The 25,046-nt window shown below is 65.8% G+C and carries 22 protein-coding genes and 2 tRNA genes; 12 read left to right on the forward strand and 12 right to left on the reverse strand.

Going from position 1 to position 25,046, the window contains the following annotated elements; genetic code table 11:
• Nucleotides 1-274: 274 nt before the first annotated feature.
• Nucleotides 275-499: a hypothetical protein gene (locus OVY29_RS15775; RefSeq protein WP_066549563.1), complete on the reverse strand. Its 225-nt coding sequence runs from the start codon at nucleotides 497-499 to the stop codon at nucleotides 275-277.
• Between the two features lie 93 nt (nucleotides 500-592).
• Entirely contained in the window at nucleotides 593-2,662 is a 2,070-nt protein-coding gene (locus OVY29_RS15780; RefSeq protein ID WP_313911696.1) for a ParB N-terminal domain-containing protein, read from the reverse strand.
• 461 nt (nucleotides 2,663-3,123) lie between these two features.
• Between OVY29_RS15780 and OVY29_RS15785 the strand changes: the two genes are divergently transcribed.
• Nucleotides 3,124-3,879, forward strand: a complete 756-nt coding sequence (locus OVY29_RS15785; protein ID WP_119081678.1) for a nucleotidyltransferase domain-containing protein — start codon at nucleotides 3,124-3,126, stop codon at nucleotides 3,877-3,879.
• Nucleotides 3,858-4,595, forward strand: coding sequence for a DUF6602 domain-containing protein (locus tag OVY29_RS15790; RefSeq protein ID WP_313911697.1), 738 nt, complete (start codon nucleotides 3,858-3,860; stop codon nucleotides 4,593-4,595). The genes OVY29_RS15785 and OVY29_RS15790 overlap by 22 nt, the downstream gene beginning before the upstream one ends.
• Nucleotides 4,596-4,607: 12 nt before the next feature.
• Here OVY29_RS15790 and OVY29_RS15795 read toward each other — a convergent pair whose 3' ends face one another.
• The 4 genes from OVY29_RS15795 to OVY29_RS15810 all read right to left on the reverse strand — a co-directional run bounded on the left by OVY29_RS15795 (nucleotide 4,608) and on the right by OVY29_RS15810 (nucleotide 9,035).
• Complete coding sequence (locus tag OVY29_RS15795; protein WP_204991295.1) at nucleotides 4,608-6,938, reverse strand: S8 family peptidase; 2,331 nt, start codon at nucleotides 6,936-6,938, stop codon at nucleotides 4,608-4,610.
• Nucleotides 6,939-7,083: 145 nt separating this feature from the next.
• Entirely contained in the window at nucleotides 7,084-8,067 is a 984-nt protein-coding gene (locus OVY29_RS15800; RefSeq protein WP_119081673.1) for an AAA family ATPase, read from the reverse strand.
• Between the two features lie 397 nt (nucleotides 8,068-8,464).
• Nucleotides 8,465-8,541 (reverse strand) — tRNA-Arg (locus OVY29_RS15805).
• A 414-nt stretch (nucleotides 8,542-8,955) separates the two neighbouring features.
• Nucleotides 8,956-9,035, reverse strand: a tRNA-Arg gene (locus OVY29_RS15810).
• Between the two features lie 137 nt (nucleotides 9,036-9,172).
• Between OVY29_RS15810 and OVY29_RS15815 the strand changes: the two genes are divergently transcribed.
• A complete protein-coding gene (locus OVY29_RS15815; RefSeq protein ID WP_313912072.1) occupies nucleotides 9,173-10,207 on the forward strand; it encodes a putative sulfate exporter family transporter in 1,035 nt (344 codons plus the stop codon).
• 31 nt (nucleotides 10,208-10,238) lie between these two features.
• On the opposite strand, the gene OVY29_RS15820 is transcribed toward OVY29_RS15815, so the two are convergent.
• Nucleotides 10,239-11,006 carry a zinc-ribbon domain-containing protein gene (locus OVY29_RS15820; protein WP_313911698.1) on the reverse strand — a complete coding sequence of 256 codons (768 nt, stop codon included), beginning with the start codon at nucleotides 11,004-11,006 and terminating at the stop codon, nucleotides 10,239-10,241.
• 158 nt (nucleotides 11,007-11,164) lie between these two features.
• On the opposite strand from OVY29_RS15820, the gene ftsE reads away from it, so the two are divergent.
• From ftsE to OVY29_RS15840, 4 genes are read left to right on the forward strand one after another with little or no spacing between them, the layout of a single operon-like run.
• Complete coding sequence (gene ftsE, locus OVY29_RS15825; RefSeq protein ID WP_052182466.1) at nucleotides 11,165-11,896, forward strand: cell division ATP-binding protein FtsE; 732 nt, start codon at nucleotides 11,165-11,167, stop codon at nucleotides 11,894-11,896.
• Complete coding sequence (locus OVY29_RS15830; RefSeq protein ID WP_037557438.1) at nucleotides 11,893-12,798, forward strand: cell division protein FtsX; 906 nt, start codon at nucleotides 11,893-11,895, stop codon at nucleotides 12,796-12,798. The genes ftsE and OVY29_RS15830 overlap by 4 nt, the downstream gene beginning before the upstream one ends.
• Nucleotides 12,795-13,325: a YdcF family protein gene (locus OVY29_RS15835; RefSeq protein WP_313911699.1), complete on the forward strand. Its 531-nt coding sequence runs from the start codon at nucleotides 12,795-12,797 to the stop codon at nucleotides 13,323-13,325. The genes OVY29_RS15830 and OVY29_RS15835 overlap by 4 nt, the downstream gene beginning before the upstream one ends.
• 11 nt (nucleotides 13,326-13,336) lie before the next feature.
• The gene (locus OVY29_RS15840; protein ID WP_313911700.1) at nucleotides 13,337-14,059 is read left to right on the forward strand and encodes a lysophospholipid acyltransferase family protein; all 723 of its coding nucleotides are present in this window, start codon (nucleotides 13,337-13,339) and stop codon (nucleotides 14,057-14,059) included.
• 144 nt (nucleotides 14,060-14,203) lie between these two features.
• Here OVY29_RS15840 and OVY29_RS15845 read toward each other — a convergent pair whose 3' ends face one another.
• Both OVY29_RS15845 and hisC read right to left on the reverse strand, forming a co-directional pair.
• Entirely contained in the window at nucleotides 14,204-15,109 is a 906-nt protein-coding gene (locus OVY29_RS15845) for a prephenate/arogenate dehydrogenase family protein (RefSeq protein ID WP_313912073.1), read from the reverse strand.
• Nucleotides 15,106-16,221, reverse strand: coding sequence for a histidinol-phosphate transaminase (hisC, locus tag OVY29_RS15850; RefSeq protein WP_313911701.1), 1,116 nt, complete (start codon nucleotides 16,219-16,221; stop codon nucleotides 15,106-15,108). Before hisC ends, OVY29_RS15845 begins: the two co-directional genes overlap by 4 nt.
• 201 nt (nucleotides 16,222-16,422) lie before the next feature.
• Between hisC and OVY29_RS15855 the strand changes: the two genes are divergently transcribed.
• The 3 genes from OVY29_RS15855 to metW are packed head-to-tail and all read left to right on the forward strand — an operon-like array spanning nucleotide 16,423 to nucleotide 18,565.
• A complete protein-coding gene (locus OVY29_RS15855; RefSeq protein ID WP_313911702.1) occupies nucleotides 16,423-17,547 on the forward strand; it encodes a homoserine O-acetyltransferase in 1,125 nt (374 codons plus the stop codon).
• On the forward strand, nucleotides 17,544-17,981 hold the full coding sequence (locus OVY29_RS15860) for a GNAT family N-acetyltransferase (protein ID WP_037557444.1): 438 nt from the start codon (nucleotides 17,544-17,546) through the stop codon (nucleotides 17,979-17,981). The genes OVY29_RS15855 and OVY29_RS15860 overlap by 4 nt, the downstream gene beginning before the upstream one ends.
• The gene (metW, locus tag OVY29_RS15865; RefSeq protein WP_037557445.1) at nucleotides 17,978-18,565 is read left to right on the forward strand and encodes a methionine biosynthesis protein MetW; all 588 of its coding nucleotides are present in this window, start codon (nucleotides 17,978-17,980) and stop codon (nucleotides 18,563-18,565) included. Before OVY29_RS15860 ends, metW begins: the two co-directional genes overlap by 4 nt.
• Before the next feature lie 140 nt (nucleotides 18,566-18,705).
• Here the strand turns inward: metW and OVY29_RS15870 are convergent, their stop codons facing one another.
• A complete protein-coding gene (locus tag OVY29_RS15870; RefSeq protein WP_313911703.1) occupies nucleotides 18,706-19,341 on the reverse strand; it encodes a TetR/AcrR family transcriptional regulator in 636 nt (211 codons plus the stop codon).
• Nucleotides 19,342-19,601: 260 nt separating this feature from the next.
• On the opposite strand from OVY29_RS15870, the gene OVY29_RS15875 reads away from it, so the two are divergent.
• Nucleotides 19,602-21,887: a TonB-dependent receptor gene (locus tag OVY29_RS15875; protein WP_409581486.1), complete on the forward strand. Its 2,286-nt coding sequence runs from the start codon at nucleotides 19,602-19,604 to the stop codon at nucleotides 21,885-21,887.
• A 385-nt stretch (nucleotides 21,888-22,272) separates the two neighbouring features.
• Here the strand turns inward: OVY29_RS15875 and OVY29_RS15880 are convergent, their stop codons facing one another.
• The gene (locus tag OVY29_RS15880) at nucleotides 22,273-22,755 is read right to left on the reverse strand and encodes an SRPBCC family protein (RefSeq protein ID WP_037557448.1); all 483 of its coding nucleotides are present in this window, start codon (nucleotides 22,753-22,755) and stop codon (nucleotides 22,273-22,275) included.
• A 48-nt stretch (nucleotides 22,756-22,803) separates the two neighbouring features.
• On the opposite strand from OVY29_RS15880, the gene OVY29_RS15885 reads away from it, so the two are divergent.
• On the forward strand, nucleotides 22,804-23,130 hold the full coding sequence (locus OVY29_RS15885) for an ArsR/SmtB family transcription factor (protein WP_039581576.1): 327 nt from the start codon (nucleotides 22,804-22,806) through the stop codon (nucleotides 23,128-23,130).
• Between the two features lie 52 nt (nucleotides 23,131-23,182).
• On the opposite strand, the gene OVY29_RS15890 is transcribed toward OVY29_RS15885, so the two are convergent.
• The gene (locus OVY29_RS15890; RefSeq protein ID WP_313911705.1) at nucleotides 23,183-25,024 is read right to left on the reverse strand and encodes a M2 family metallopeptidase; all 1,842 of its coding nucleotides are present in this window, start codon (nucleotides 25,022-25,024) and stop codon (nucleotides 23,183-23,185) included.
• Nucleotides 25,025-25,046 lie beyond the last annotated feature (22 nt).

The following is a 25,046-nucleotide window of genomic DNA, read 5'->3' on the forward strand; positions in this document are numbered from 1 at the left end:
CTATGCGTACGATCAGATCGTCCGCTCAGCGGAAATGCTGCAATAAGGGTAGATGGAAGCATCACTGCCTAACATCGGTGTCTTATATCGCGATGCGCGATAACAACTCTGCCTGTAAGCCTGCGGCTGTTGTTGTCCAAAGCACTTACAATTTCAAGTGTAAGTGGCGAGCCGGGCAAGCCCCGGCGAGCTGCAGACTCAAACGACAAAGCGGCCGCGCCCGATTGGGGCGCGGCCGCGATTTTTTGGGGCCGATTGCGAAAGGCTGTGCGGATCAGCGCTGCGCTTCGCGCCAGCGCCGGGCCGCCGCCGCGCTGAACAGGGGGCGGTCTACACAGGCGCGATGCTCGACCACGAAGGCGGCGCAACCGTGCAGGACATAATCGTGGGTGACGATCTGATCGTCGGAAAAGTCGTTGATCGGCTTGCCGCAGCGGATGCAGCACAACGTGCCCGGCTGGTTGTTGCGGCGGGCGATGACGCGGAACAGGCGGCGCATGACGGCCTCCTTGCAGCAAGAGCGCCGCCCCGAAGGCCGGCGCGAAGGTGCGGGTGAAGCCGGGACCGCTGACGCGGCCCCGGCCCGATGCCGCTATTCGGCGGCGACGGCGTAGGCGGCTTCGCCATCCTCAGCCTGCGCTTCGGGAGCCTCCGCCTCGGACGGTTCCACGGTCCCCGTATCCTCGTCCTCGACCGACGCGGGCTGCTCGGTCTCCGGCTCGGGCGTCCGCAGGATCGAGGGCAGCCATCCGGTCCCGGCCAGAAGCTGCTCGGCGGCTTGCGCCATGTCCGGCTTCTTCATGTCGGCGATACGGCGGGCGGCATCCTCGGACACGCCTTCAGTGACGGCCTCGACGATATGACCCTTGGTGACGCGGCCGAGGTAGCTCTCCACGGTCGGCGTCCAGTCCTTCGCCACGTCCAGCGCCAGCGCGGTCGCCAGCCTGTCCGCCGTTTGTAGCGACAGGGGCTTGCGATCCCACGGCAGGCGCAGCGCGTTGACGGTGCGGGCCGCGCAATGCGCCAGCAGCAGGGTCCGCTTCTCGCAGTCCAGCGCCACGATGAAGCCCCACAGGTCCGCCACGTCACGCGGCATCCGTTCGGCCCATGCCTCGTGTTGCTCGCTCGCCCGTGCCGCCAAGGGGGTGTCCTCGATCCCGTCCGCATGACTGCCAAGCGGCGTCACGGTCGGACGAACCTCAAGGCAACCGGCCTCGGCGTAGCTGTAGAACAGTTGCGCCGTGAGCGTATGGGTCAAGGCGACCAACGCCATATCGGGTTGCTCGGCCAGCGCCACGCGGAGCGCCAAGGTCCGATGGGCGGCCAGGTCGCACGTGAGGCTGTCGGAAATCGGCTTGCCCGGTTCCTCGTCCTCCACGTCCTCGGCTTCGGGCTCATCCTCGGCCTGCTCGTCCTCCACGCCCTCCGGGTCGATCCCTTCGCCGTCGACCTCATCCTCGGGCTGCGGGAAGGCCAGCGCCTCGTCCTCGGCCCGAATGAAGCCGCGCTCGATCCTGACCGCGCCGTCATGGTGCAGCACCACGAACGCGCCGCCGTAGGCGATCACGTTGGCGTCATAGGCATGGCGCTTCTCGGAAATGGCGTCGATCTCGTCGGAAATCGCCTCCAGCTTCTCGGCTACGTCCTCGGGCATTTCGTCGTAGGACGAATAGCCTTCGGCAAGCGCGTCATGCTCTGCGGACAGGGTGTCCAACCGCGCCTCGTCCTCATCGGACAGCGAAACGGATTGCGGATAGAAGCGCCGCATCCCGTGGGCGTGGGGGTAGTCGATATGCGCCTCGGCCCATTTCCAGCCTTCGGCCTGCACCGTCGCGGCAACCTCGCGCAGCTTCTCGACCGCAAGCATGTCGAGCAAGCCCGCATCCTCGAAGAAGCCGCCCCGGTCCTCGCTGAACAGGTCGCGGATGATATTGCCGCCCGCCTCGACATAGGCGTCGGCCCCGACGAACACCGCGCGTCGGTCGGTCGCCGGAACATTGCTCGCGGTCATGTCACGCCGGATGATCCACGGCTCGCGATTGTGATGCAGGCCCTCGAACACCTGCTCCTGCCGGGCATGGTCCTCGGTGATGGCGAAGGCCATAAGCTGGTCCAGCGTAAGGCCGTCCTCGCGATAGACCTGCAACAGCTTCGGACTGACAGCGCCCAAGCGAAGCCGCTGCTTCACCACGGAGGCCGACACGCCGAACCGCGCCCCGATCTCTTCCGCGCCCCAACCCTTGTCGTTGGAAAGCTCGGCGAACCGCTCGAACTGGTCGGCGGGGTGCATGGGGGTGCGGGTGACATTTTCGTCAAGGCTTACCTCGGCGGGATCATTCGCCGTATCCAGCCAGCACCGGACAGGTTCGGATTTCTTGCATTGTTTGCGCTTGGCGCGCAGCAGCATCGCCAGCCTGCGGCCCTCGCCAGCGGTGACGAGATAGTAGCTGGTCGGCGTCCCGTCCTCCTTGGTTTCCGGCTCCACGACAAGGTTCTGGATCAGCCCCTTATGCTGGATCGAAGCGGCCAGCGCCTCGATAGCGGCTTCCCCATGCGGCACCTTGCGCGCGTTGCGCGGGGACTTCTTGAGCTTGGCGAGCGGCACGAAAATCTCGACGCCAGACACAGGCTCGGCGGCTGCGGTTTGGGTAACAGCGTTCATTGTCTTCACTCCTTCAAAAGCACACGCACCCCGGAGCGGGGTGGGCGGCGAAAGAGCGACCGGCAGGCCCGCCGGCGGAGCCGGGCAGCACCCAAGGGGCCGGAAAGAAGAGGAGGACGCGCAACGCGCGTTGCGGCCCGGCGCGGCGGGCCTAAAGGGAAGCGACGCCCACCCCGCGGGAGGGGAGCGTAGCGACCCAACAAAGCGATCGGGACGGCGCACGCCCTGGCCCGATCTCCGCAGTCTGGAAAAGCTGGAATCCGCCACGGCGGATTTGCCGATCGGCGTGGATACGCCGACGTTTGGGGCGTTGCGGGGTTGCCCCCGCTTGAAGGGGTCTGACGAGACCCGCGTGGCTCGTCAGTAGGGGAAGTCCTTCCCCAACCGGTCGGTGACGTCATCCTGTAATTACGGTTGCTTCGGCGCTTCCGGGAGTCTGATTGCAGCGCTAGTCATATGTGATGAGCACAGCCTACTTAAACGCGATTCTGGCTCGGGAGGCTGTCGATACCAGCGCATTCTCCCCTGTTCGGCAGGTCCAAACAATTATCGCGCCCGTGCTTCAACGATGGGCAAACCGTTTCTTGCTGTCGATCTCTCCAAGCGGTTCTTTTGCCAAGGGCACGGCCAATCGAAGCGGCACCGACATCGACCTTTTCATTTCTCTGCACGAAGACACGCCCGAAACCTTGAAGGATATTTGCGGCTCGCTCTTCAACGCCATTGCGGGTGCCGGCTATGCGCCAAAACGGCAGAATGTGTCGATCAACGCGACGATCGGCGGCTTCGATGTCGATCTCGTCCCTGGCAAACGGCAGACCGCCTGGACGACAGATCACAGCCTTTACCGTCGCAAAGCCGATACCTGGACGAAGACAAATGTGACGACACATATCAACACCGTCGTCATGGCCGGCCATCAGCGCGAGTCGCGGCTCCTGAAGCTATGGCGCAACCAGAAGCGGCTCGAATTCCCGTCCTTCTACCTGGAGCTGACAGTGATCGCCGCCTTGCACGGTAGGCAATCGCAGGATCTGGCGCAGAATGTTGTGAAGGTGCTGGAGTATCTCCGAGACAGGTTCGCCGCAGCACGGGTGGTCGATCCCGCCAATGGCAACAACGTCATATCGGACGATCTCACCGACACGGAGAAGCAAGCGGTGCGGCGATTGGCGGAAGCTGCGCTGAGCGGCAATTGGAGCGGTTTCGTCCAATGACCGACTGGTCCCTCAAAACTCTGCTGCAAAGCCTGCACGACGAGATCGAAGCGAAGCTGGGCATCGCGCGCGGTAGCTTCGGCCACGGCGGAACGAAGGGTGACGCCAGCGAAGCTGTTTGGCTAGAGCTGTTGCAGGCCTATTTGCCGGAACGGTATCGCGCTGCCGGCGCCCATGTCGTCGACAGCAAGGGCGCCTTCAGCCACCAGATCGATATCGTCATTTTCGATCGGCAATATTCGCCCTTTATCTTCAATTTCAAAGGCCAGTTCATCGTACCGGCAGAGAGCGTCTATGCCGTGTTCGAGACCAAGCAGGCGATCAATGCCCAGCACGTCGCTTATGCAGCGGACAAGGTGGCCAGTGTTCGCGCGCTCCATCGGACGAGCCTGCCGATACCCTACGCCGGCGGTGTCTACGATCCGCGACCGCTGCCGGACATTATCGGCGGATTGCTTACGTTCGAAAGCGTATGGAATCCGCCGCTGGGCCAACCGCTGACCGATGCGCTCGCAGCCCTCGATGGGCAGCACCGCCTCGATATTGGATGCGTCGCGGCGCATGGGGTGTTCGGCTGTGACACGGACGGCTGCTCGCAAGCGGAGGTCGGCGTGCGAGCGGCGACGCGCTTCCTGCTCAACCTTATCGCTCGCCTCCAGGCGAGCGCGACGGTTCCGATGATCGATGTGGGTGCCTATGCCGCGTGGCTCGACTGACCGCGCGGCCCGCTAAGCTGCCGGGATCGGAACCGCGATCTGATTGGCGACGGCGGTATAAAGGTCGATGTCGGTCTCGGGCGCGCGGATCGACACACACAATGCATAGCGGGCGGAACGATCCCAGCGCTGGAGACCAGGCTTCTCCTTCCACCATCCGCTGACGGGAAAGACGCCGATCGCGTCGCGCTCGGCGAGGGCTGCCGCGCTCCCACGCCAAATGTCGCTATGGATCGAACCGCGGTCACGGATCGTCCCCAGAACCCAGGAGTCGCCGCCTGCGACAGCGCCGACAGCGCCAGCCTCTTCGTCCTGAGCCGCCTTGTTGATCCGCTGCCGGAACGCTTCCAAACCTTCGAGCGACCGCTTCACCGCAAAGCGGAGATTGTGTGAAGCGTAGCGGTGGCGCCGCGTCCAGCCCCGTTCTCCGGGATTGGGCTCGACGAAATAGGACAGGGTGATCCGCAGTTCCACATCGAGATCGCCAAGCGCGGCCAGTTCGGCGCGCGGCCAGGGCAGTCGATGCAGATTCATGTCGCGCGTCTTGATCGCCGAGCCATCCTTGCGGAACGGCAACAGGGCGTCCTCGACCATCAAAGTCGCGTCGTTGGACGCGCTCATCAGCGCCCGGCCAAGGTCAGGCACGCCCCAACCGTAGCGGCGCAGCATGGCCAGCTTCTGACTTTGCGAGCCGGCCGCGTCGAAGCGCTGGCGCATCGCCGGCGTCCATTCGGCGGAATGGACAATGAGCGCGCGTACCGTTTCCGGCCAGAGTGTCGGACGCGCTGCGATAATGCCGGCGGCAAGATTCGCGCCGAGCGCGGCAGCGCCGCTGGTGTCGCCGAACGCTTCAAACAGGCGCATGGCGGGACGATAGTGGGTCGTGAGGAGTTGGAGGTCGTCGATCGCCGAGGCCGGGTTGGCGCCGTCATGCGCGAAGTTACCGCCCTCGAACACGACATCCGGACGGATCGGCCATTGCCGATCCCAGATTGCGGACGTTCGGCTTGCCGGTGAGAGGTCGCCGGCCGGGGCGACGGGCGTCCATCCGTCATAGTCGGGATGGGTGATCATGATCTTGTCGGTGCTGGCCCCAACGACGAGCGGATTCCACGCCTGCCCCGGGCTTTCGACCTCTTCGAGGTCGTTGCGGTCAGGATAGTCGGCCGGATTGATGTCCCCGCGGAGATTGCCCGCCGCCAGGACCATGAGGCGTCGCCTGTCACCGCCGCCATAGCAGAGTTGATCGATTGACGAGGACCACGAGGACGGCCGGCCTCGGCCCAGGCCGACGTCGCTGGTCACGGCCATGCAGAACACGCGCCGGCGACGGGGAGCATGGTCTTCGGCGCGGGCGATGCCGGTTGCCGTGATCGCCCCGTAAAGTCGCGGCTCGTTCTGCCCGGTTGGCGGCAGGATCTTCACCGTTTCGAGGCGATGACCAAGCGCGACCGGCTCGCCGTGGGAAAGCGCCGCTTCGAGATCGCCATAAAGCGCGACACCAGCCATCGAGGTGCCGTGACCATTCCAGAAGGCGCTGTCGCCGACACCCCAGTCACCGTCGTAGCTATGCTGATCGGCAGGATCGAGGCCAGGCGCGAGCAGGGGGTGGGCCTGGGTCGCTCCGCTGTCCAGTATGCAGACCGCCGGTGCCAAGGGGGACGGCGGTGCGATCCGATCAGCCAAGTCGTTCGCCCAAGCGGCCTGATCGACCGTGCGCATTTCGAGAAAGAGCGACGGCGTGTCCTTGGCGAGGCGCAGTTCAGCGACGACATCGGAATTGCGTATCAGCCGATCCATCGTCGCTTCATCGGCGAGCGCCAGCGCGACATCGCGCTCGGGAAAGCTGATGACGTGATCCTTGATCGCGACATCGAGCTTGGCAGCGACAGACTGGAAGATTGCGAGACCGCCATCCCGAAGCCAGACTTCCCACCACACCTGACGGCCGTCGGCGGGAAAGTGCTGCGCTTCATCGGTGAATAGCGAGCGAGCGACCGCGACCCTGATATCGTCGATCCGAGCGATCAGGGCCTCGTTCTTGGGCTTGCCGGTGCGCGTCTCCTCGTCGCGATAGGCTTCGATCTTCTTGACGAAGAAATCGGCAGCGGCTTCCGGGACAAACACAGTGGCCGAGACCATTTCGTCGCCCTCCGCAGTGGGCCGCACGGCTACCAGTTCGATAGCCTTCGGCTTGTTCTCCAGGGCTTCGACAGCGGCGCGCTCGGCGATAGGAATATCGAACTCTAGATAAAAGCCTGGCTGGCCCTCGGCTACGCCATCTTCCCGATCGGCGAGCCGTTGGCGGCCGGCGGCCAGCGCCGTTCCGATCGCCTGTTCCAATCGTGCGGCGTGCGCGGCTCGCGCCCGCGCGGGAGGGAGGCCGCTTATGACCAGGCGCGGTGACGTGTAAGCCTCGCTTTGGCCGCCGCCTTCGACGTGGAAATGGGGGCGGTCGCGGGGAGGTACAGCCATCGGGCCTCGTTGCTTAGAGGATGGCCGCGCGCCGCTCCGTCAGAGCGGTCAGCAGCGTCGCGGTCGTCACGCCGTCGTGGCCATCCAGCACCGCGACTTTTGCCGCCTCGTCGGCAGCTCTGGCGACTTCGGCCTGGGAGAGATGGGCAGCGGATTCGAGAACAGGCCCCCATTCGATCGGCTTGAGATCGAAGGTCGCGAGCCGGGCTTCGAGGATGCCCTGCACAACCGAGGGATCGGGAAGATCGTAACTGATGACATCGTCGAACCGGCGATAAAGCGCCTTGTCGAGCAATTCGGGGTGATTGGTCGCGGCGACGATGAGGCTCGGGCCATCGTCATTCTCCAGAAACTGGAGGAAGGAATTGAGCACCCGGCGAATTTCCCCGACGTCGTTCGGCCCGGCCCGTTGCGCACCGATCGCGTCAAACTCGTCGAAGAAGTAGACACCGCGCTGCATGGCAACGGCGTCGAAGACAAGTCTCAGCCGTGTGGCGGTCTCGCCCATGAGCTTGCCGATCAGGCCGTCGTAAAGGACCGTGAAAAGGGGCAGCTTCAACTCGCCGGCCAGGGCGGCGGCGGTCATTGTCTTGCCTGCGCCAGGAGGGCCGACGAGCAGGAGCTTGCGGCGCGGCGCGAGCCCCCGCGCGCGAAGCCGCTCCTGCTGGCGCTGTTCCCGAAGCACGCGCGCAAGCCGCTCCTCAAGTTCCGGCTTGAGCACCATGCTCGACAACCGGACATCGGAATAGCGGGCTTCCAGAAGCCCGGCGAGTTCACCCTTCGGCTGCGCCATTGGCACGGGGCCGGCCCCGCGCCGCGCCACCGTCGCGCTTTTACCCTTGGCGGCGTCGACCAGTTCGCGCAGCTCCTGAGCGAGCTTCCCATGCCCTTGCCTCGCCTCATGCGCGGCAAGCTGCGTCGCCACGGAGAGGAAGCGATCTTCATCCCCGTCGATATGGCTTTGCAGCAGTGCAACGATGTGGCGCGCGGTTGTCATAGGTCAGTTCAAAATTCCGCCTCGGGTTTGGAGAACTTTTAAGGAATCTAGCGTCGGTGATTCGCTGTGTAACGCGAATTCGTACAAGGGGTCGTTACTGCCCCCTCTGCCCTTCGCCAACACAGCATTTAGCCCGCGCCCATGGTCCGCTGTTCCGGCCGCAATCCGTCGGTATCGACTGGCTAATGACCGACGTCCCCCCGAGCCCATAGTTGGACGCCCCCATCGGGTCATCACGACCGCAAAAGGGCATGGTGAGTTTGGTTCGGCGAGTTTTCTGCGGAAATCCAAGGGTTTCGCGTTGTGCCGCCGCGAGCGTGGTGAGTTTCCGACTTTGAGAGGCGGCGCACCAAGGGCGCTGCGGCAGTCTTAACTCACTGATTTTATTGAGATATTTTGGCGCACCCAAGAGGATTCGAACCTCTGGCCTTCGCCTTCGGAGGGCGACGCTCTATCCAGCTGAGCTATGGGTGCGTGTGGCGTGAGCCGTAAGTTTTACGCCGATGAAGGTCAATCCGCGATCGGAATCGGCTTACCCGAGCGCGGTGAGTTTCTGGTGAGTTTTTTCGTCCGTCCTTTCTTCCGTCTTCCTAAGCCCTCGAAAATCCTGTATAAAATCACTGCTCTCGCGTCGGACGTGAGCCTTCGGAGGGCGACACTCTATCCAGCTGAGCTACGGGTGCTTCGCGGCGGTGCCTAGCCGGTCGAACGGTCATTGGTCAACGGATTCGATGCAGGATGGTCCGACTGCTCGGTTCGCGACTGCGCCACTCTGCCGTAGCCCTTCGCACTCTATGATACTACGCAGTATGCTTACGTCATGCTTACGTGAAGCGATTTCACCAGACTGGTTCGCTGAAAAGACGCAAAAATCTATAAGAAACTCAATGGTTTACGAAGAGATTGAGCGCAATTTTGGGGCTTTACCTCTGCCTTCGGAGGGCAGCGCTCTATCCAGCTGAGCTACGGGTGCTGATAGAGCGCGGCCTCTAGCAAGCCCTTGGCCCGCCAGCAATGGCCTATCGACCGGCGCGCGCGGATATGCGAAGCGGGCCCCGCAAAGAGGACGGGAGCGTTGGCGAAACTATCCGAACAGAGCTGGCCGATGGCCGCCGACCTTTACGGCGAAATGCAGCTCGAGGCGAATCCGCCCGCGCGGCATCGCTGGCGCGACTATCTGCCGGGCAGCCTCGTCACGGCCATCGCCGCGCTCGCCGCCGCCTGGCTCGCCGATCATTATGCCGCGCCGATCGTGCTGATGGGGCTGCTCATCGGCCTCGCCCTGTCCTTCCTGTCGCAGGACAAGCGCACCCACGCCGGGCTCGACCTGATGTCGCAAACCGCGCTGCGCATCGGCATCGTGCTCGTCGGCGCGCGGATCACCGCTGGCCAGCTCGCCGAGCTGGGACCGCTGCCCTTCGCGCTGCTCGTCGTCATCATGCTCGCGGTGATCGTCGCGACCGTCGTCGTCGCGCCGCTGTTCCGGCAGGACAAGCAGGCTGCGCTGCTCGCGGGCGGCGCGACCGCGATCTGCGGCGCGTCGGCGGCGCTGGCGCTTTATTCGCTGATCGGCGACAAGCGCATCGACCAGGCGCGCTTCACGCTGACCCTCGTCGGCATCACCGTCGCGAGCGCGCTGGCGATGACGCTCTATCCGGTGCTCGCGGCGCAGCTCGGCCTGACCGACGCGCAGGCGGGATTCCTGATCGGCGCGTCGGTCCACGACGTCGCGCAGGCGATCGGCGGCGGCTTTTCCTTCTCGCAGCCGGCGGGCGAGGTCGCAACGATCGTCAAACTGACGCGCGTCGCGCTGCTCGCCCCGATGCTGATGCTGATCGCGCTCTGGCTCGGCCGCAACGGCGAAGCGGGCGCCGAGACGCGCATTCCGTTCCGCCTGCCCTGGTTCATCCTCGGCTTTCTCGGCTTCGCGGCGATCAATTCGCTCGTCGCGATTCCGAGGCCCGCGCAGGATGCCGCCGCGACCGCCGCGCAGGCGCTGCTTCTCCTCGCGATCGTAGCCACCGCGATGAAGGCGCGGCTGCACCTGCTGCTCGATCAGGGATGGCGCAGCTTCGCGCCGATCATCGTCGCAACGCTGACCAGCTTTTTGCTGTCCTTGGGCGCCGCGCTGCTGTTATGACGGCGTGACGTCAGTACAACACCCCGGAATCTCAGCCTTTCGGTAAGGCCCAGCTCACCGTCAGCTGCGTCGCGCGGCGCGGGATGTCGAGCTTCGCCTCGCTGAAATTGACCTTCTCGTTGGGCGGCAGCATCCGAACCGGCGGCTTGATCGTCCAGCTGTAGACGATCGTCCCCTGCGCATCGCGCAGCTCGGCGAGAATCGGCGGCACGCGCTGTTCGCGATCGGTGGGGTTGATGATCACCCCCGACGCGGCGAAATAGATCGTCCCGTCGGCGAGCTCGCGATGATCCTGGTTCGGCGGCAGCTCGATCACCAGGTCGGGTTCATCGACGCCGCCCGGCAGGCCGAGCCCCTGCGCCCAGCCCGGCAGGCCGAAATAGGCGAGCCCCGCGGTCGCGGCGATCATCAGCACGGCGGCGCTCGCGGCGATCGCCGTCCAGCGCTTCGCCGGGTTGCGCCGCGGGCGGCGGAACGGCAGCGGCGCGTCGGCCGCGACGGGCGCCGCGCGCGGCATGGGGTCCACGGCGGCGGCAAAGGCGGGCGGCGCCGGAGCGGGAGCCGGAGTGGGCGAAGGCTCTGCAACCTCCGATTGCGTGCCGGCGGCGGGTTCGGCGGCCGGCGTTGGCGTCGCCGCGGAGGCTTCGACCGCCGGGGCGGGCGGCGTTGCGGCGGGTGCGGCGGGTTCCTGGAACCAGCTGTGCCGGCAATTGGCGCAGCGCACCGTGCGCCCCGTCGGACCGATCGCCGTATCGGGAACGACATAGCGTGTGTGGCAGGACGGGCAGGCAAGGATCATGGGATCCCTCTAAACACGCTGATTCGCGCGTTGCAAGCGCCGCGTTTCACTCGCACCTTGTCCTTGGTGGATAGCCGTGCGACAGGCAGGTGGATGAGCGGACCAGCGCACCCGACCCCAGACCCCGCGCAGGCGCACGATCGCTGCGGCGCGACGTCATGACCGACGCGTCCCCGGCGCGCCCCGGCGGTGCGATGGTCGAATTCGACGGCGTCGGGCTGCGCTACGGTCCCGATGCCGAAATCCTCTCCGACATCAGCTTCAACCTCCAGCCGGGCAGCTTCTATTTCCTCACCGGCGCGTCGGGTGCGGGCAAGACGTCGCTGCTCAAGATGCTCTATCTCGCGCAGCGGCCGAGCCGCGGCATCGTCCGCCTATTCGGCGAGGATCTGGTCGCGATGCCGCGCCACCGCCTGCCCGGCTTTCGCCGCCGCATCGGCGTCGTTTTTCAGGACTTCCGCCTGATCCCGCATCTGAGCGCGCGCGACAATATCGCGCTGCCGCTGCGCATCGCAGGGGTCAGCGAAGAGGATCTTTCGGGTCCTGTGGGCGAAATGCTGAGTTGGATCGGGCTCGGCGATCGCGCCGACGCGCGCCCCGCGACGCTGTCGGGCGGCGAGCAGCAGCGCGTCGCGATCGCGCGCGCGGTGATCGCGCGCCCGCAATTGCTCGTCGCCGACGAGCCGACGGGTAACGTCGACCCCGAGATGGCGATGCGCCTCTTGGGCCTGTTCGAGGCCTTGAACCGCCTCGGCACCACCGTCGTCGTCGCGACCCACGACATCCACCTGATCAGCCGCATCGAAAATGCGCAGATGATGCGGCTCGAAAAGGGCCGCCTCGCCGACCCCACCGGCGCGCTGCGCTATCCGCCGGCAAATCGCGCATGATCATCCCGCGCGTCCCCGTCCAGCATCGCCGCCTGCTGCCCGACCGCCGCCTGTCGGGGCCGACGCCGTGGGTCGTCGCGATCCTGATGATGCTGACCTTGCTCGCCGCCGCCGCCGGGGTCGGTCTTGCCCGCTCTGCAAACGCGATCGGCGACGCGATTGCCGGGCGCGTCACCGTCCAGATCGTCACCGCCAACCCGGTGACGCGCGCCGAGCAGGCGGCGGCACTCCGCCGCGCCGCAGCCGCGCAGCCCTTCGTGCGGTCGGCGCGTTCGGTCGAGCGCGAGGAGCTGCAGGCGACGCTCGGCCAATGGTTCGGCAGCGCAGACGGCGACGACCCGGTGCTGAAGTCGCTGCCGCTGCCCGCCCTGGTCGATGTCGATTTCGTCGGCGAGGACCGCGGCAGCCATATGGAGGCGCTCCGTGCCCTCGTCGCGCGCGAGGCGCCGGGCGCGCGGATCATCCCGCACGCCGAATGGCTGGGTCCCGTCGCGCGGCTCATCCGTTCGCTCGCGTGGATCGCCGGCGCCATGGTGCTGCTGATGGCGGCGGCGAGCGCCGCGGTGGTGATCATGACCGCACGCGCCGCGCTCGGCACCCATTATGCGACGATCGAGATGCTCCATATGATCGGCGCGACCGACCGCCAGATCACGCGGCTGTTCCAGCGCCGCATCGCGATCGACACCGCCTATGGCATCGCGCTCGGCAGCACCGTCGCCGCGGCGATCCTGCTGCTCATCGGCTGGCAATGGTCGGGCGTCACCGCGGGCCTCGCCGCGACCGCATCGCTCGGCCCCGCGGGCTGGGCGCTCTTGCTGGCGCTGCCGCTATTGGCTATCGCGCTGGCTGCCCTCACCGCGCGGCAGACCCTGCTCGCGGCGCTCAAGAAGATTCTATGATCAAGCGCCTGATTTCCCTGTTGTTTCTGGCCTGGGTGCTGGGCTTCGCATGGTTTGCGCTGCTGTTGCCTTTGCCCGCGGGCGCGCAAAAGACCGACGCGATCGTCGTGCTCACCGGCGGCCCCGGCCGCATCGACCGCGCGCTCGAACGGCTCGAGGCGGGCGACGCCAAGCGCCTGCTCATCAGCGGCGTCGCGCGCGAGGTGAAGCCGCGCGAGCTCGCCGCCGAATATAAGCGCCCGGTTTCGCTGTTCGACTGCTGCATCGCATTGGGGTTCGAGGCCGAGGATACGCGCTCGAACGCGACCGAGGTCGCGACCTGGGCACAGCGGCGCAAGTACAAGAGCATCCGGCTGGTCACCACCGACTGGCACATGCGCCGCGCCGAATATGAGATTGGCCGCGCGGTCGGCGACACGGTGACGATCCTGCCCGACGCGGTGCGCAGCCAGCCCAGTTTCGCGACCCTGTTCCGCGAATATCATAAATATCTCGCGGGGCTGGCGGGCGGCCTCCTCGGGCTCTAAAGCGGGCGCCGATGCGCTACACCATCGCCCTCTTTCGCTCGATCCTCTTCTGGCTGCTGTTCGTGCTGATGAGCAGCATCAGCTCGATCGGCGCGGTGGTCTCGCTGCCGATCTCGCACCGCGCCACCATCTGGTTCGTGCGGATCTGGGCGCAATTCCACCGGCTGATCTGCCGCTTAGCCCTCGGGCAAAAGATCGTCATCGAGGGCGAAATGCCCGACAGCCCGGTGCTGTACGTCTTCAAGCATGAATCGGCGTTCGAAACGGTCGAACAGCCGATGCTGTTCAAACATCCCGCGGTGTTCGCGAAGGAAGAGCTGTTTTCGATCCCCGTCTGGGGCCAGGCGGCGCGCTTCTATGGCCTGATCCCCGTCGATCGCGACGGCGGCGGCAAGGCGATGCGCGCAATGCTCGGCGCCGCGAAAGCCGCGCTCGCGGGCGGGCGCCCGCTCGTCCTGTTCGCCGAAGGCACGCGCGTCGCGCACGGCGAGGCGCCGCAGCTGCGTTCGGGCTTCGCGGGCGTCTACCGCCTGCTCGGCGTGCCGGTGATCCCCGTCGCGGTGAACAGCGGCATCGCCTATCCGCCGCGCAAATGGGTCAAATGGCCGGGCACGATCACCTACAAGGTCGGCGAAACCATCCCCGCCGGGCTGCCGCGCGACGAGGCCGAGGCACGCGTGCGCATCGCGATCAACGCGCTGAACCCGCCCGCGGCGTTGCTGGAAGCGAATTGATCCTCCCTGTCGCGTTGCGATGGGGAGGGGGACCGCCCGCGAAGAGGGTGGTGGAGGGACCGCGACGGCAGCGTCATCGCCCCTCCGTCAGCGCTGTGCGCTGCCACCTCCCCATGGCTTCGCCACAGGGAGGATTAGCTACGCCTAATGCTTCCGCCCAAAGTCAGCCGCCGCATCATCCTGCCCCTGCTCGATGATCGACCGCCGGATCGCGCGCGTGCGCGTGAACCAGTCCTCGAGCTTGGCGCCGTCGCCGCGGCGGATCGCCTGCTGAAGCGCCGTCAGATCCTCGTTGAACCGCTGCAAGGTTGCGAGCACCGCATCCTTGTTGGCGAGGAACACGTCGCGCCACATCACCGGGTCGCTGGCCGCGATGCGCGTGAAGTCGCGGAAACCGCCCGCCGAATATTTGATCACCTCGCTCTCGGTGACCTCTTCGAGCTCGCTCGCGGTGCCGACGATCGTATAGGCGATGAGGTGCGGCAAATGGCTCGTCACCGCGAGCACCATGTCGTGATGCGCGGCGTCCATGACGTCGACTTTCGCGCCGAGCGCCTGCCAGAAGGACGTCACCGCCGTCACCGCCTCGCCCGACGCCCCCGCGCCGGGGGTGACGATGCACCAGCGACGATCGAACAGGGTCGCGAAACCCGCGGCGGGACCGCTGTTCTCGGTCCCCGCGACCGGGTGCGCCGGGATGACGATATGGTCGGGCAGCGCCTTTGCCAGCGCGTCCGCCACGCCGGCTTTCGACGATCCGACGTCCGAAATGATCGCCCCCGCCTTCAGCCCCGGCGCGATCGCCGCCGCCGCGTCGGCCATGCGCCCGACCGGGACCGCGAGGATGACGAGGTCGGCATCGGCCACAGCCGCGGCGGGATCGTCGACGATCGTGTCGCAAAGGCCCAGCGCGCGCGCGACCCCGCGCACATCGTCGCTGGCGTCATGGCCGGTCACCGCCACCTCTGGCAACCGTTCCGCCACCGCGCGCGCGATCGACGAGCCGATCAGGCCCAGTCCGATGACCGCGACCTTGCGGATCGCCATCAGCCGTTCAGCGCCGCGCGGATCGCCGCCGCGAGCCCGCGCGTCTCGTCCGCGGTGCCGATCGTCATGCGCAGCGCATTGGGTAGCCCCTGCCCCGGCAGCCAGCGGACGATATAGCCCGCGTCCATCAGCCGATTATAGACCGTCTCGGCGCTCACATCGCCTTCGAACAGCACGAGCAGGAAATTGCACGCCGACGGCACGACGCGCACGCCATGGTTGCCGAGGCTTTCGAGCTCGCTCGCCAGCCACGCGCGCCATGTCGCATTATGCTCGCGGCTGTGCGCGACGAATTCCTCGTCGCCGAGCGCCGCGATCGCCGCCGCCTGTCCGGCGCGCGTCACGTTGAACGGCAAACGGATACGATGCAGCGCCGAAATCACCTCGGCTGCGGCATAGCCCCAGCCGATGCGTTCGGCGGCGAGCCCGTGGATCTTCGAAAAGGTGCGCGTGATGAACACGTTCGGCTGCGTCTTGGCGAGTTCGAGCCCGCCGTCATCCTCGGCCTCCGACAGATATTCGCTATACGCCTGGTCGATCACGAACAGGACGTTCTTGGGCAGACCCGCGTAAAGCCGCTGGACCTCCTCGCGCGTCGCGAGCGTGCCGGTGGGGTTGTTCGGATTGGCGAGATAGACGACGCGGGTCTTGTCGGTCACCGCCGCGAGCAACGCGTCGACGTCGGTCGCATAGTCGCGATCGTCGGCCTCGACCGGGACCGCGCCGACGCGCCGCGCGGCGATCTCGTAGACCGCAAAGCCGTAGCGCACATAGAGAATCTCGTCGCCCACCCCGGCGTAAGTGCCCGCCGCGAGGTGGAGCAGCTCGTCCGACCCGTTGCCGCAGATGATCCGCGCCGGATCGAGCCCGAACTTCGCCGCGATCGTCTCGCGCAGCTCGACAGAGCCGGGATCGGGATAGCGCGACAGCGCATCGGCCGCGCCCTGCGCCGCCGCGAAGGCCGCGCGCGCCTTCTCGCCCGTCCCGAGCGGATTTTCGTTCGCGCTCAATTTGGTCAGCGGACGGCCATCGGCGCCGGCTGACTTGCCGGGAACATAGGGAGCGATGCCGCTGATCCACGGCTTGGGCACAAGGGTTTCGGTCGCGTCGGTCATGCCGCGCCGTTTAACGGCTGTGCGCCCCGAGTCCAGTGGGCGAAACGCCAAGCTCGACCTTTACTCGTTCGTCACCCCGGACTTGATCCGGGGTCCACGAAGGCAAGCGCGGCGATGGATCCCGGATCAAGTCCGGGATGACGAGGCTTTTCGCGCCCATCGTTGACACGCCCCCGGCGCCCGCTTAGCCCGGCGCACATCATGGCGAGCCTTCTCCACCAGATCCAGCATCAGGGCGTGACGATCAACGCACCGCTGCCGCTCGACAGCGGACAGGTGCTGCCGTCGGTGACGATCGCCTGGCAAAGCTATGGCGCGCTCAACGCCGACAGGTCGAACGCGGTGCTGATCTGCCACGCGCTCACCGGCGACCAATATGTCGCGAGCGACCATCCCGGAACCGGCAAGCCCGGCTGGTGGGCGCGCATGGTCGGCCCGGGCAAGCCGATCGACACCGATCGCTTCCACGTCATCTGCGCCAATGTGCTCGGCAGCTGCATGGGGACGAGCGGCCCCGCGACCCCCGACGCCGCGACGGGCGCGCCGCTCGGCATGGCCTTTCCCGTCATCACCATCACCGACATGGTGCGCGCGCAGGCGATGCTGCTCGACCATCTCGGCATATCGCGCCTCCACGCCGTCGTCGGCGGCTCGATGGGCGGAATGCAGACGCTCGCCTGGGCGGCGACCTTTCCCGAACGGCTTGCCTCGGCGCTCGTCATCGCGAGCGCGGCGCGCCATTCGGCGCAAAATATCGCGTTTCACGAGGTCGGGCGGCAAGCGATCATGGCCGACCCCAACTGGCAGGACGGCCAATATTATGGCAGCGCGCGCGCGCCCACCAAGGGGCTCGCGGTCGCGCGCATGGCCGCGCATATCACCTATTTGTCCGAGGAAGGGCTGACCGCGAAATTCGGCCGCCGCCTGCAGGCGCGCGACATCAAGAGCTTCGGTTTCGACGCCGATTTCCAGGTCGAATCCTATCTCAGGCATCAGGGGCTGGCCTTCACCGACCGTTTCGACGCCAACGCCTATCTCTATATCACGCGCGCGATGGATTATTTCGATCTCGCCGACCCGCACGACGGCCGCCTCGCCGGCGCCTTCGCGGGCGCCAGGGACGTGCGCTTCACGCTCGTCAGCTTCGACACCGACTGGCTCTATCCGACCTCCGAATCGCGCCGCGTCGTGCAGGCGCTGCAAAGCGTCGGCGCGGCGGCGAGCTTCGTCGAGCTGTCGGCGCCCTTCGGCCACGACAGCTTCCTCCTCGACGTCCCCGCGCTCGACCGGCTCGTCGCGGGGTCCTTGCGGGCGGGTCTGGCATGAGTGGAACCTATCGCCTTTCCTTCGACCCGTCCGACATGCAGGTCGACGCGATCCACGCCTTTCTGGCCCAAAGCTATTGGGCCGAAAATATCGCGTGCGCGGTCGTCGAACGCGCCATTGCCGGGTCGCTCTGCGTCGGTGTCTTCGCGCCCGGTGGCGAGCAGGTCGGCTTTGCCCGCGTTGTTACCGACCGCGCGACCTTCGCCTATCTCGCCGACGTCTATGTGCTCGCGGCGCATCGCGGGCATGGCCTTGCCGCGCGCATGGTGACCGCGCTCCACGACCATCCCGAGCTGCAGGGGCTGCGGCGCTGGATGCTCGCGACCAGCGACGCGCACGGCCTCTATGCCGCGCTCGGCTGGACCGCGATCGAGGACAGCGACCCGTTCATGCAGCGGCATTTCCCCGACGTCTACCGGCAGGCCGCGCAATGAAGCTTCGCCCCGATCTCGCGATCATCGCCGACGCCGTCCCGTCGAGCGCGCGCGTGCTCGACGTCGGCTGCGGCGACGGCGAACTGATGGCGGCGCTCCGCGCCAAGGGCGTCGACGCGCGCGGGCTGGAGATCGATCCCGACAATGTCACCGCGGCGATCGCGCGCGGCCAGTCGGTCGTGCAGGGCGACGCCAACCGCGACCTCGCCGACTATCCCGACGACGCCTTCGACTATGCGATCCTGTCGCAGACGCTGCAGACCACCGAGCGCCCCGACCGGGTCGTCGACGAACTGTTGCGCATCGCGCCGCGCGCCTTCGTCAGCTTTCCCAATTTCGCGCACTGGCGCGTCCGGCTCGCGCTGCTGTGGAACGGCCGGATGCCGGTGACGCGGCTGCTGCCCGTCGCCTGGTACGAAACGCCGAACATCCACCATGTCACGGTCCGCGACTTTCGCGACCTCGTGCGCGCCAAGGGCATCAGGGTCGAGCGCGTCTGGCACCTGTCGGGCGACAAGCCGGCGAGCGACGCCGCCGCCAGCTGGCGCGCCGAACATGCGATCTTCCTGATTTCGCGAACCTGATCCTCCCTGCCGCGAAGCGGTGGGGAGGGGGACTGCGCCCGTAGGGCGTGGTGGAGGGGCCGCGACGTCGCGCTATTGCCCCTCCGTCGGCGCTTCGCGCCGCCACCTCCCCATCGCTTCGCGACAGGGAGGACCGATCGCTAATCCCGCTTCCTGAGCCCGTTCGCAAGCAGGTCGTTCGCGATCGCGGCGATCTCCGAAATATCGCTGTCGGTATCCCAGAGGCCGTAACGCATCCCCAGAAACACGTTCATCCCGCCGATCGCCCAAGCATGAATTTCGCTGACGTCGCCGCGAATCTCGCCGCGCGCCGCGCCCTTTTCCAGCCGCTGGCGCACACGCGCCACGGTCGTCTCATAGTGGCGGCGATAGCTCGCATAATCGACGAACTCGGCCTCGTCGATGATGCGGTAAATCTCCTTATGCGCGCGCACGAAGCCGAGATAGGATTCGAGCCCGATGCGTTCGGCGCTGATCTCGTCGGGCGCCGCCTGCACCAGCGGCGTGACATGGTCGCGCAGTTGCTCGCTCATATAGCGAACGAGCGCCTGGAAGATTTCCTCCTTCGAATCGAAATAGGTGTAGAAGCTGCCGAGCGCGGTTCCGGCGCGGCGCGTGATCGCGCTGATCGACGCTTCGTGAAAGCCGCGCTCGCCGAATTCGACCGCCGCGGCGTCGAGCAGCTTGCGCAGCGTCCGCCGCCCGCGTTCGGTGCGCGGCGTCTTGTCGCGCGTATCGCCCGCGCCTTCGCCTGTTTCGGTCCGCGGCTGATCCATGGCTGCCTTTCCGCCTCCCCCCGTCCGGCTCCGCCTGCATCGTGGCATTTGAGCACCACTGGCAAGCAAAAAACGACGAAGCCCGTTTCCAAGTTGAAACTTGGTTCATGTTTCATTATTGGAAGCGGCGCGGCTTGGCAAGCACCGGCCCAAGAAAAGCAAACAGGGCGGCGAGGGGTCGCCCATCACATGGGAGAGTTTTCATGCGTCCTTTCGTCCGCCCGCTGCGCCGTGCCGTGCTCGCCACCAGCGCGCTTTCCATGATCGCCTTCGCCCCGCCCGCCTTCGCGCAGGAAGCCGGCGCCACCGACGTCGGCGATAACGAGATCATCGTCACGGCACGCCGCCGCGACGAACGGCTGATCGACGTCCCCGTCGCGATCACCGCTTACTCGGGCGAGGCGCTCGAAAAGGCGGGCGCGATCGACATCACCGACATCGGCGCGACGACCCCGAACACGACGCTCGAAGTCTCGCGCGGGTCGAACTCGACGCTCAGCGCCTTCATCCGCGGCGTCGGCCAGCAGGATCCGGTGTCGGGGTTCGAACAGGGCGTCGGCATCTATCTCGACGACGTCTATCTCAACCGCCCGCAGGCGGCGGTTCTCGACATCTACGATGTCGAGCGCATCGAAATCCTCCGCGGACCGCAGGGCACGCTCTATGGCCGCAACACGATCGGCGGCGCGGTCAAATATGTGACCAAGCCGCTGCCCGAGGAGTTTTCGCTCAAGATCAAGGGCACGCTCGGCACCTATGATCAGGCCGACCTCGTCGTCACCGCGAGCGCGCCGATCGGCGACCTCGTACGCGTCGGCGGATCGATCGCGCGGCTGTCGCGCGGCGGCTTCGGCGACAATCTCACGACGGGGCTCGAAAATTACAACAAGGACGTCTGGGCCGGCCGCGGCACCGTCGAGCTCGGCGGCTACGACGCCCCCGTGCTCATCCGCATCACGGGCGATTATTCGAAGGACAAGAGCGATCCGCGCGGCGGCCATCGCCTGATCCCCTCGCTCGCGACGGGGGCGCCCGTCCTCGACGACGTCTTCGATTCGCGCGGCGGTCTCAACGATCCGAAGCAGGATATCGAGGCCTATGGCCTCGCGATGAATGTCACCGCCGAACTCAGCGACACGGTGACGCTGCGTTCGATCAGCGCGTGGCGCAAGGACCGCTCGGCGACCCCGATCGACTTCGACGCGCTGCCCGCGGTCGACGTCGACGTTCCGGGCTTCTACTTCAACGAACAGATCAGCCAGGAATTCCAGCTGCTCTACGAAGGCGACCGGCTCAAGGGCCTGCTCGGCTTCTATTATCTCGATGCGACCGCCGACACGCTCTTCGACGTGCGCATCTTCAACACTTTCGCGGGGCTGACCGCCTTCACCGAGGCCGACGTCGACACCACGACCTTCGCGGTGTTCGGCGATGCGACGTTCGATTTCACCGACCGGCTCAGCCTGTCGGTCGGCGGCCGCTATACCTGGGACAAACGTGAAGCCTCGATCCTGCGCCAGAATTATCTCGGCGGCGGATCGCCGGTATTCGGCGGCGCCGGGGTGCCCTTCGGCGCGCCCAGCACCGATTTCGACGGCAGCCGCAGCTTCGAAAAATTCACCCCGCGCGCTTCGCTGTCGTTCAAGCCGACCCCCGACCACACGCTCTACGCTAGCTATTCGCAAGGCTTCAAGGGCGGCGGCTTCGACCCGCGCGGTGTCGGCGTCAATGCGCCCGCCGCAACCCCGGGGATGCCGACCGACGACGAGGTCGCCGCCTTTCTGAGCTTCCGCCCCGAACAGGTCGACAGCTATGAAATCGGCTATAAGGGCAGCCTGTTCGACGGCGCGCTGAATCTCGCGCTCGCGGGCTTCTACGCCGATTATACCGACGTCCAGATCCCCGGCTCGGTCGCCTGCACCGTGCAAGGCCTGCCGAGCTTCTGCGGCGTCGTGTCGAACGCGGGCAAGGCGACCTTCAAGGGGTTGGAATTCGAAGGCCGCGCGCGGCTCGGCGAGGATGTCGCGACCGTCGGCGACCGGCTGACGCTGTCGACCGCGCTCGGCTATATCGACGCCGAATATAAGGAATATGTCACCAACATCGGCGGCGTTCCCACCGATGTCGCCGATTTCCGCGAGGTCCAGAACACGCCGAAGTGGACCGCCAGCGGTACCCTCGCCTATTCGACCCCCGTCGGCGACGGCGACATCAATTTCGCCACGACGCTTTCCTATCGCAGCAAGACCTATCAGTTCGAAATTCCCAATCCCTATATCGACCAGAAAGGCTTCGCGCTCTGGGACGCGAGCATCGTCTACACCGCACCCGACGACCGCTGGAGCCTCGGGGTGTTCGGCAAGAACCTGCTCGACAAGGAATATAAGACCTCGGGCTATACCTTCATCGTCGTCGACCCGGTTACCGGCGTCCCCGCCCTCGGTGCCAACGGCCTCCCGGTCTCGGCGCTCGGCACCGAAGGCACGCTGACCGCCTTCTACGGCAACCCGCGCCAGGTCTTCGTCACCGGCACGGTCAAATTCTGATCCGACGACAAAGGGGGTAGAGGCGCGCGCCCGCCGCGGCGCCCCCTTTTTTCTTCGCCCCTGCCGGCGATACGGCCCCGATGTCCGGTTCGGGGTGGTGAGCGGACGTTGAGGTCTATCAAGCCCCTCCCCTTCAGGGGAGGGGCAACGCAGACTTGGCAGCTTGCTGCCTAGTCGTAGTGGGGTGGGGTCTATCGGCCTTGCGCAAGGCCGATAGACCCCACCCCAACCCAGTATCAGGTGAAACGTCCCCCGGACGTTTCACCTGATACTCCTGAAGGGGAGGAGCCTTCTTCTCTCCATGTCCGCAACCCGCCGCGTCCCGACATTTTACGTTCGCCCGCCGTGCTTCGAATATCGCACCACGGCACCGGGGATTGCCGAATTATTTGTACATCCCCTCGCGCAAATTGATGCCATGTTCCAGCCAGGCCTTCAGCGCACAGAGCATCTGCGACCAGCCCTGGCAATTGCCATAGGAGGCGCTGAGCGCGCCCTGATTCTCACGCCAGCCCTCCTCGGCGATTTCGACCAGCGTGCGGCCGTCGTCGAGCCCCTTGAAGCGCATCGTCACGCGCGTGCGATAGTCGGCATCCTTCGGTTCGCTGCCCTCGACGTTATGCGCCTCGCCTTCGCTCGCCTGCCATTCGAGGACGATCTTTTCGTCGGGCACGACCTCGACCACCCAGACCGGAAAAGCGCCCGGAAAATCATGGAAGTCCCACGTCACCGTCGCGCCGGTCTCGAGCCGGCCCTCCGCGCCGCCCGTGGTGAAATAGTTCGACAGCTTCGCGGGGTCCGCGACCGCCTCGAACACCTCGTGCACCGGCTTCGCGATCCGCGCCGCGACCCTGAATTTCAGTTCCATGTCGATTCTCCGCTTGAGTCGCACTCTTTTATGTTATAAAACTATAACATGTCAATTCACGACCAGTTCGACGCGACGTTCAAGGCGCTCGCCTCGCCGATCCGGCGCCAGATTCTCGACGATCTGAAGGACCAGCCGCTGACGACGGGGGCGCTGTGCGGCCATTTCGCCGACATCGACCGCTGCACGGTGATGCAGCATCTGAAGGTGCTGGAAGAGGCCGGCCTCGTCATCGCCGAACGCCGCGGCCGCGAACGCTGGAACCATCTCAACGCGATACCGATTCAGGACATCCATGACCGCTGGATCGGCCCGCACGCCGCAGCAGCAAGCGCACGGCTCGCCCGCTTCAAACAGTCGGTCGAGGCGCAATGAAAAGGCCGGGGTCGCGACCCCGGCCTTTCTACTTCCTGCCAGTCGGCCTAGCTCACCACCCCGACGGCTTGCCCTTATTCTGTTCGTCGAGCCATGTCTTCAGCGGCGCGAAATAGTCGGCCATCGCCTTGCCCGACATTTCGCGGTTGCCGGTAAAGGCTTCGAGCGCGTCGGGCCACGGCTTCGACGCGCCCATTTCGAGCATCGCGTTGAGCTTCGCGCCGACCTGCTTGTTGCCATAGAACGAACAGCGGTGGAGCGGGCCCTTCCAGCCCGCCTGCTTGCACGCCGCCTGATAGAATTGGAACTGCAGCACGCGCGCGAGGAAATAGCGGGTGTAGGGCGTGTTCCCCGGGATATGGTATTTCGCGCCCGCGTCGAATGCGTTCGCCGGTCGCTCACCCGGCGGGACGATGCCCTGATATTGGGTACGCAGCTGCGTCCATGCCTTGTTGTAATCGGCGGGCTGGATCGACCCGTCGAAAACGCCCCAGCGCCAGCGGTCGACGAGCAGGCCGAAGGGCAGGAAGGCGACCTTGTCCATCGCCTGCCGAAGCAGGAGGCCGATATCCTTGTCGGCGCTCGGCACCTTCGCCTTGTCGAGCAGCCCGATGTCGACGAGATATTGCGGCGTGATCGACAGCGCGACGAAATCGCCGATCGCCTCGTGGAAGCCGTCGTTCGCGCCGTTCAAATAGAGGAACGGCTGCTTGTTATAGGCGCGCTGGTAATAATTGTGCCCGAGTTCGTGGTGGATGGTGATGAAGTCGTCGGCGTTCACCTTGATGCACATCTTGATGCGGATATCGTCCTTATTGTCGATATCCCACGCCGACGCGTGACAGACGACCTCGCGATCGGCGGGCTTCAGGAACTGGCTGCGCTTCCAGAAGGTTTCGGGCAGCGGCGCCATCCCGAGCGACGAATAGAAATTCTCGCCTGCCTTGACCATGTCGAGCGGGGTCTTTCCCTGCGCGGTGAGCAGGTCGCCGATGTCATAGCCGAGGTCGCCGGTGCCCGCGGGCGCGACCAGCGGATAGATGTTACCCCATTCCTGCGCCCACATGTTACCGAGCAGGTCGGCGCGGATCGGGCCGGTCTTGGGCTGCACCGCGTCGCCATATTTCTCGTTCAGTTTCCAGCGGACATAGGTGTGGAGCGCGACGTACAGCGGCTTCATGTCCTGCCAGATCTTTTCGGTCAGCTTGGCGAATTCTTCGGGCGGCATGTCATAGCCCGAACGCCACATCGCGCCGGTGTCGGTGAAGCCCAGCTCCTTCGCGCCCTCGTTGGCGATGCCGACCATGCGGGCATAATCGTCCTTCATCGGCGCGCCGACCTTGTCGTGCCAGCTCGTCCACATTTCGGCGAATTGCGCGGGCGTGTTCTCGAGATTGCCCATCTCGGCCTCGATATCCGACCCCGAGATTTCCTTGCCGTTCAGCGTGCCGCGGCCCTTGCCATATTGCGACTGCAGGTCGGTTGCGATCGTGTTGAGCTCGGCCGCGGCACCCGGCGTCGTCGGCGCGGGCAGCACGATACCGGTGCGCAAAATGTCGAGCTTGCGCTTGGTGTCGGGGCTGAGTCCCGCGACATTCATATATTTCGCGGCCTCGAGCGCATATTTGACCGACTTTTCGGTGCCGACCGCGTTGATCCGCGCCGCCATCGCGTCGGTATCCTCGGTGATATAGGTCGAATTGACCCAGTTCACCTGGCTGGCCTCGACCGTATAGTCGAACAGGTCCTTTTCGACCGCCGCGATAAAGGCGTCGGCGTCAGCAGCAGTGGCGGCGGCCGCCGCGGGGGCAGCGGCGGGTGCGCTCTGCGCAAAAGCGGGGGTCGCCACCGCGAGCGACAGGGCAAGCGACAGCGTCGAAATCATGGCTTTCATGGGGTGCGTCCTCTGGAATGTT

This window comes from Sphingopyxis sp. SE2 (assembly GCF_032227185.1).
In the GTDB taxonomy this organism is placed as follows: domain Bacteria; phylum Pseudomonadota; class Alphaproteobacteria; order Sphingomonadales; family Sphingomonadaceae; genus Sphingopyxis.

What these genes read in the sequence shown, in the direction of transcription:
- OVY29_RS15775 (WP_066549563.1), bottom strand. Translation starts at nt 499, where the DNA reads ATGCGCCGCCTGTTCCGCGTCATCGCCCGCCGCAACAACCAGCCGGGC.
- OVY29_RS15780 (WP_313911696.1), bottom strand. Translation starts at nt 2,662, where the DNA reads ATGAACGCTGTTACCCAAACCGCAGCCGCCGAGCCTGTGTCTGGCGTC.
- OVY29_RS15785 (WP_119081678.1), top strand. Translation starts at nt 3,124, where the DNA reads ATGAGCACAGCCTACTTAAACGCGATTCTGGCTCGGGAGGCTGTCGAT.
- OVY29_RS15800 (WP_119081673.1), bottom strand. Translation starts at nt 8,067, where the DNA reads ATGACAACCGCGCGCCACATCGTTGCACTGCTGCAAAGCCATATCGAC.
- OVY29_RS15815 (WP_313912072.1), top strand. Translation starts at nt 9,173, where the DNA reads ATGGCCGCCGACCTTTACGGCGAAATGCAGCTCGAGGCGAATCCGCCC.
- OVY29_RS15820 (WP_313911698.1), bottom strand. Translation starts at nt 11,006, where the DNA reads ATGATCCTTGCCTGCCCGTCCTGCCACACACGCTATGTCGTTCCCGAT.
- ftsE (WP_052182466.1), top strand. Translation starts at nt 11,165, where the DNA reads ATGACCGACGCGTCCCCGGCGCGCCCCGGCGGTGCGATGGTCGAATTC.
- OVY29_RS15830 (WP_037557438.1), top strand. Translation starts at nt 11,893, where the DNA reads ATGATCATCCCGCGCGTCCCCGTCCAGCATCGCCGCCTGCTGCCCGAC.
- OVY29_RS15835 (WP_313911699.1), top strand. Translation starts at nt 12,795, where the DNA reads ATGATCAAGCGCCTGATTTCCCTGTTGTTTCTGGCCTGGGTGCTGGGC.
- OVY29_RS15840 (WP_313911700.1), top strand. Translation starts at nt 13,337, where the DNA reads ATGCGCTACACCATCGCCCTCTTTCGCTCGATCCTCTTCTGGCTGCTG.
- hisC (WP_313911701.1), bottom strand. Translation starts at nt 16,221, where the DNA reads ATGACCGACGCGACCGAAACCCTTGTGCCCAAGCCGTGGATCAGCGGC.
- OVY29_RS15855 (WP_313911702.1), top strand. Translation starts at nt 16,423, where the DNA reads ATGGCGAGCCTTCTCCACCAGATCCAGCATCAGGGCGTGACGATCAAC.
- OVY29_RS15860 (WP_037557444.1), top strand. Translation starts at nt 17,544, where the DNA reads ATGAGTGGAACCTATCGCCTTTCCTTCGACCCGTCCGACATGCAGGTC.
- metW (WP_037557445.1), top strand. Translation starts at nt 17,978, where the DNA reads ATGAAGCTTCGCCCCGATCTCGCGATCATCGCCGACGCCGTCCCGTCG.
- OVY29_RS15870 (WP_313911703.1), bottom strand. Translation starts at nt 19,341, where the DNA reads ATGGATCAGCCGCGGACCGAAACAGGCGAAGGCGCGGGCGATACGCGC.
- OVY29_RS15875 (WP_409581486.1), top strand. Translation starts at nt 19,602, where the DNA reads ATGATCGCCTTCGCCCCGCCCGCCTTCGCGCAGGAAGCCGGCGCCACC.
- OVY29_RS15880 (WP_037557448.1), bottom strand. Translation starts at nt 22,755, where the DNA reads ATGGAACTGAAATTCAGGGTCGCGGCGCGGATCGCGAAGCCGGTGCAC.
- OVY29_RS15885 (WP_039581576.1), top strand. Translation starts at nt 22,804, where the DNA reads ATGTCAATTCACGACCAGTTCGACGCGACGTTCAAGGCGCTCGCCTCG.
- OVY29_RS15890 (WP_313911705.1), bottom strand. Translation starts at nt 25,024, where the DNA reads ATGAAAGCCATGATTTCGACGCTGTCGCTTGCCCTGTCGCTCGCGGTG.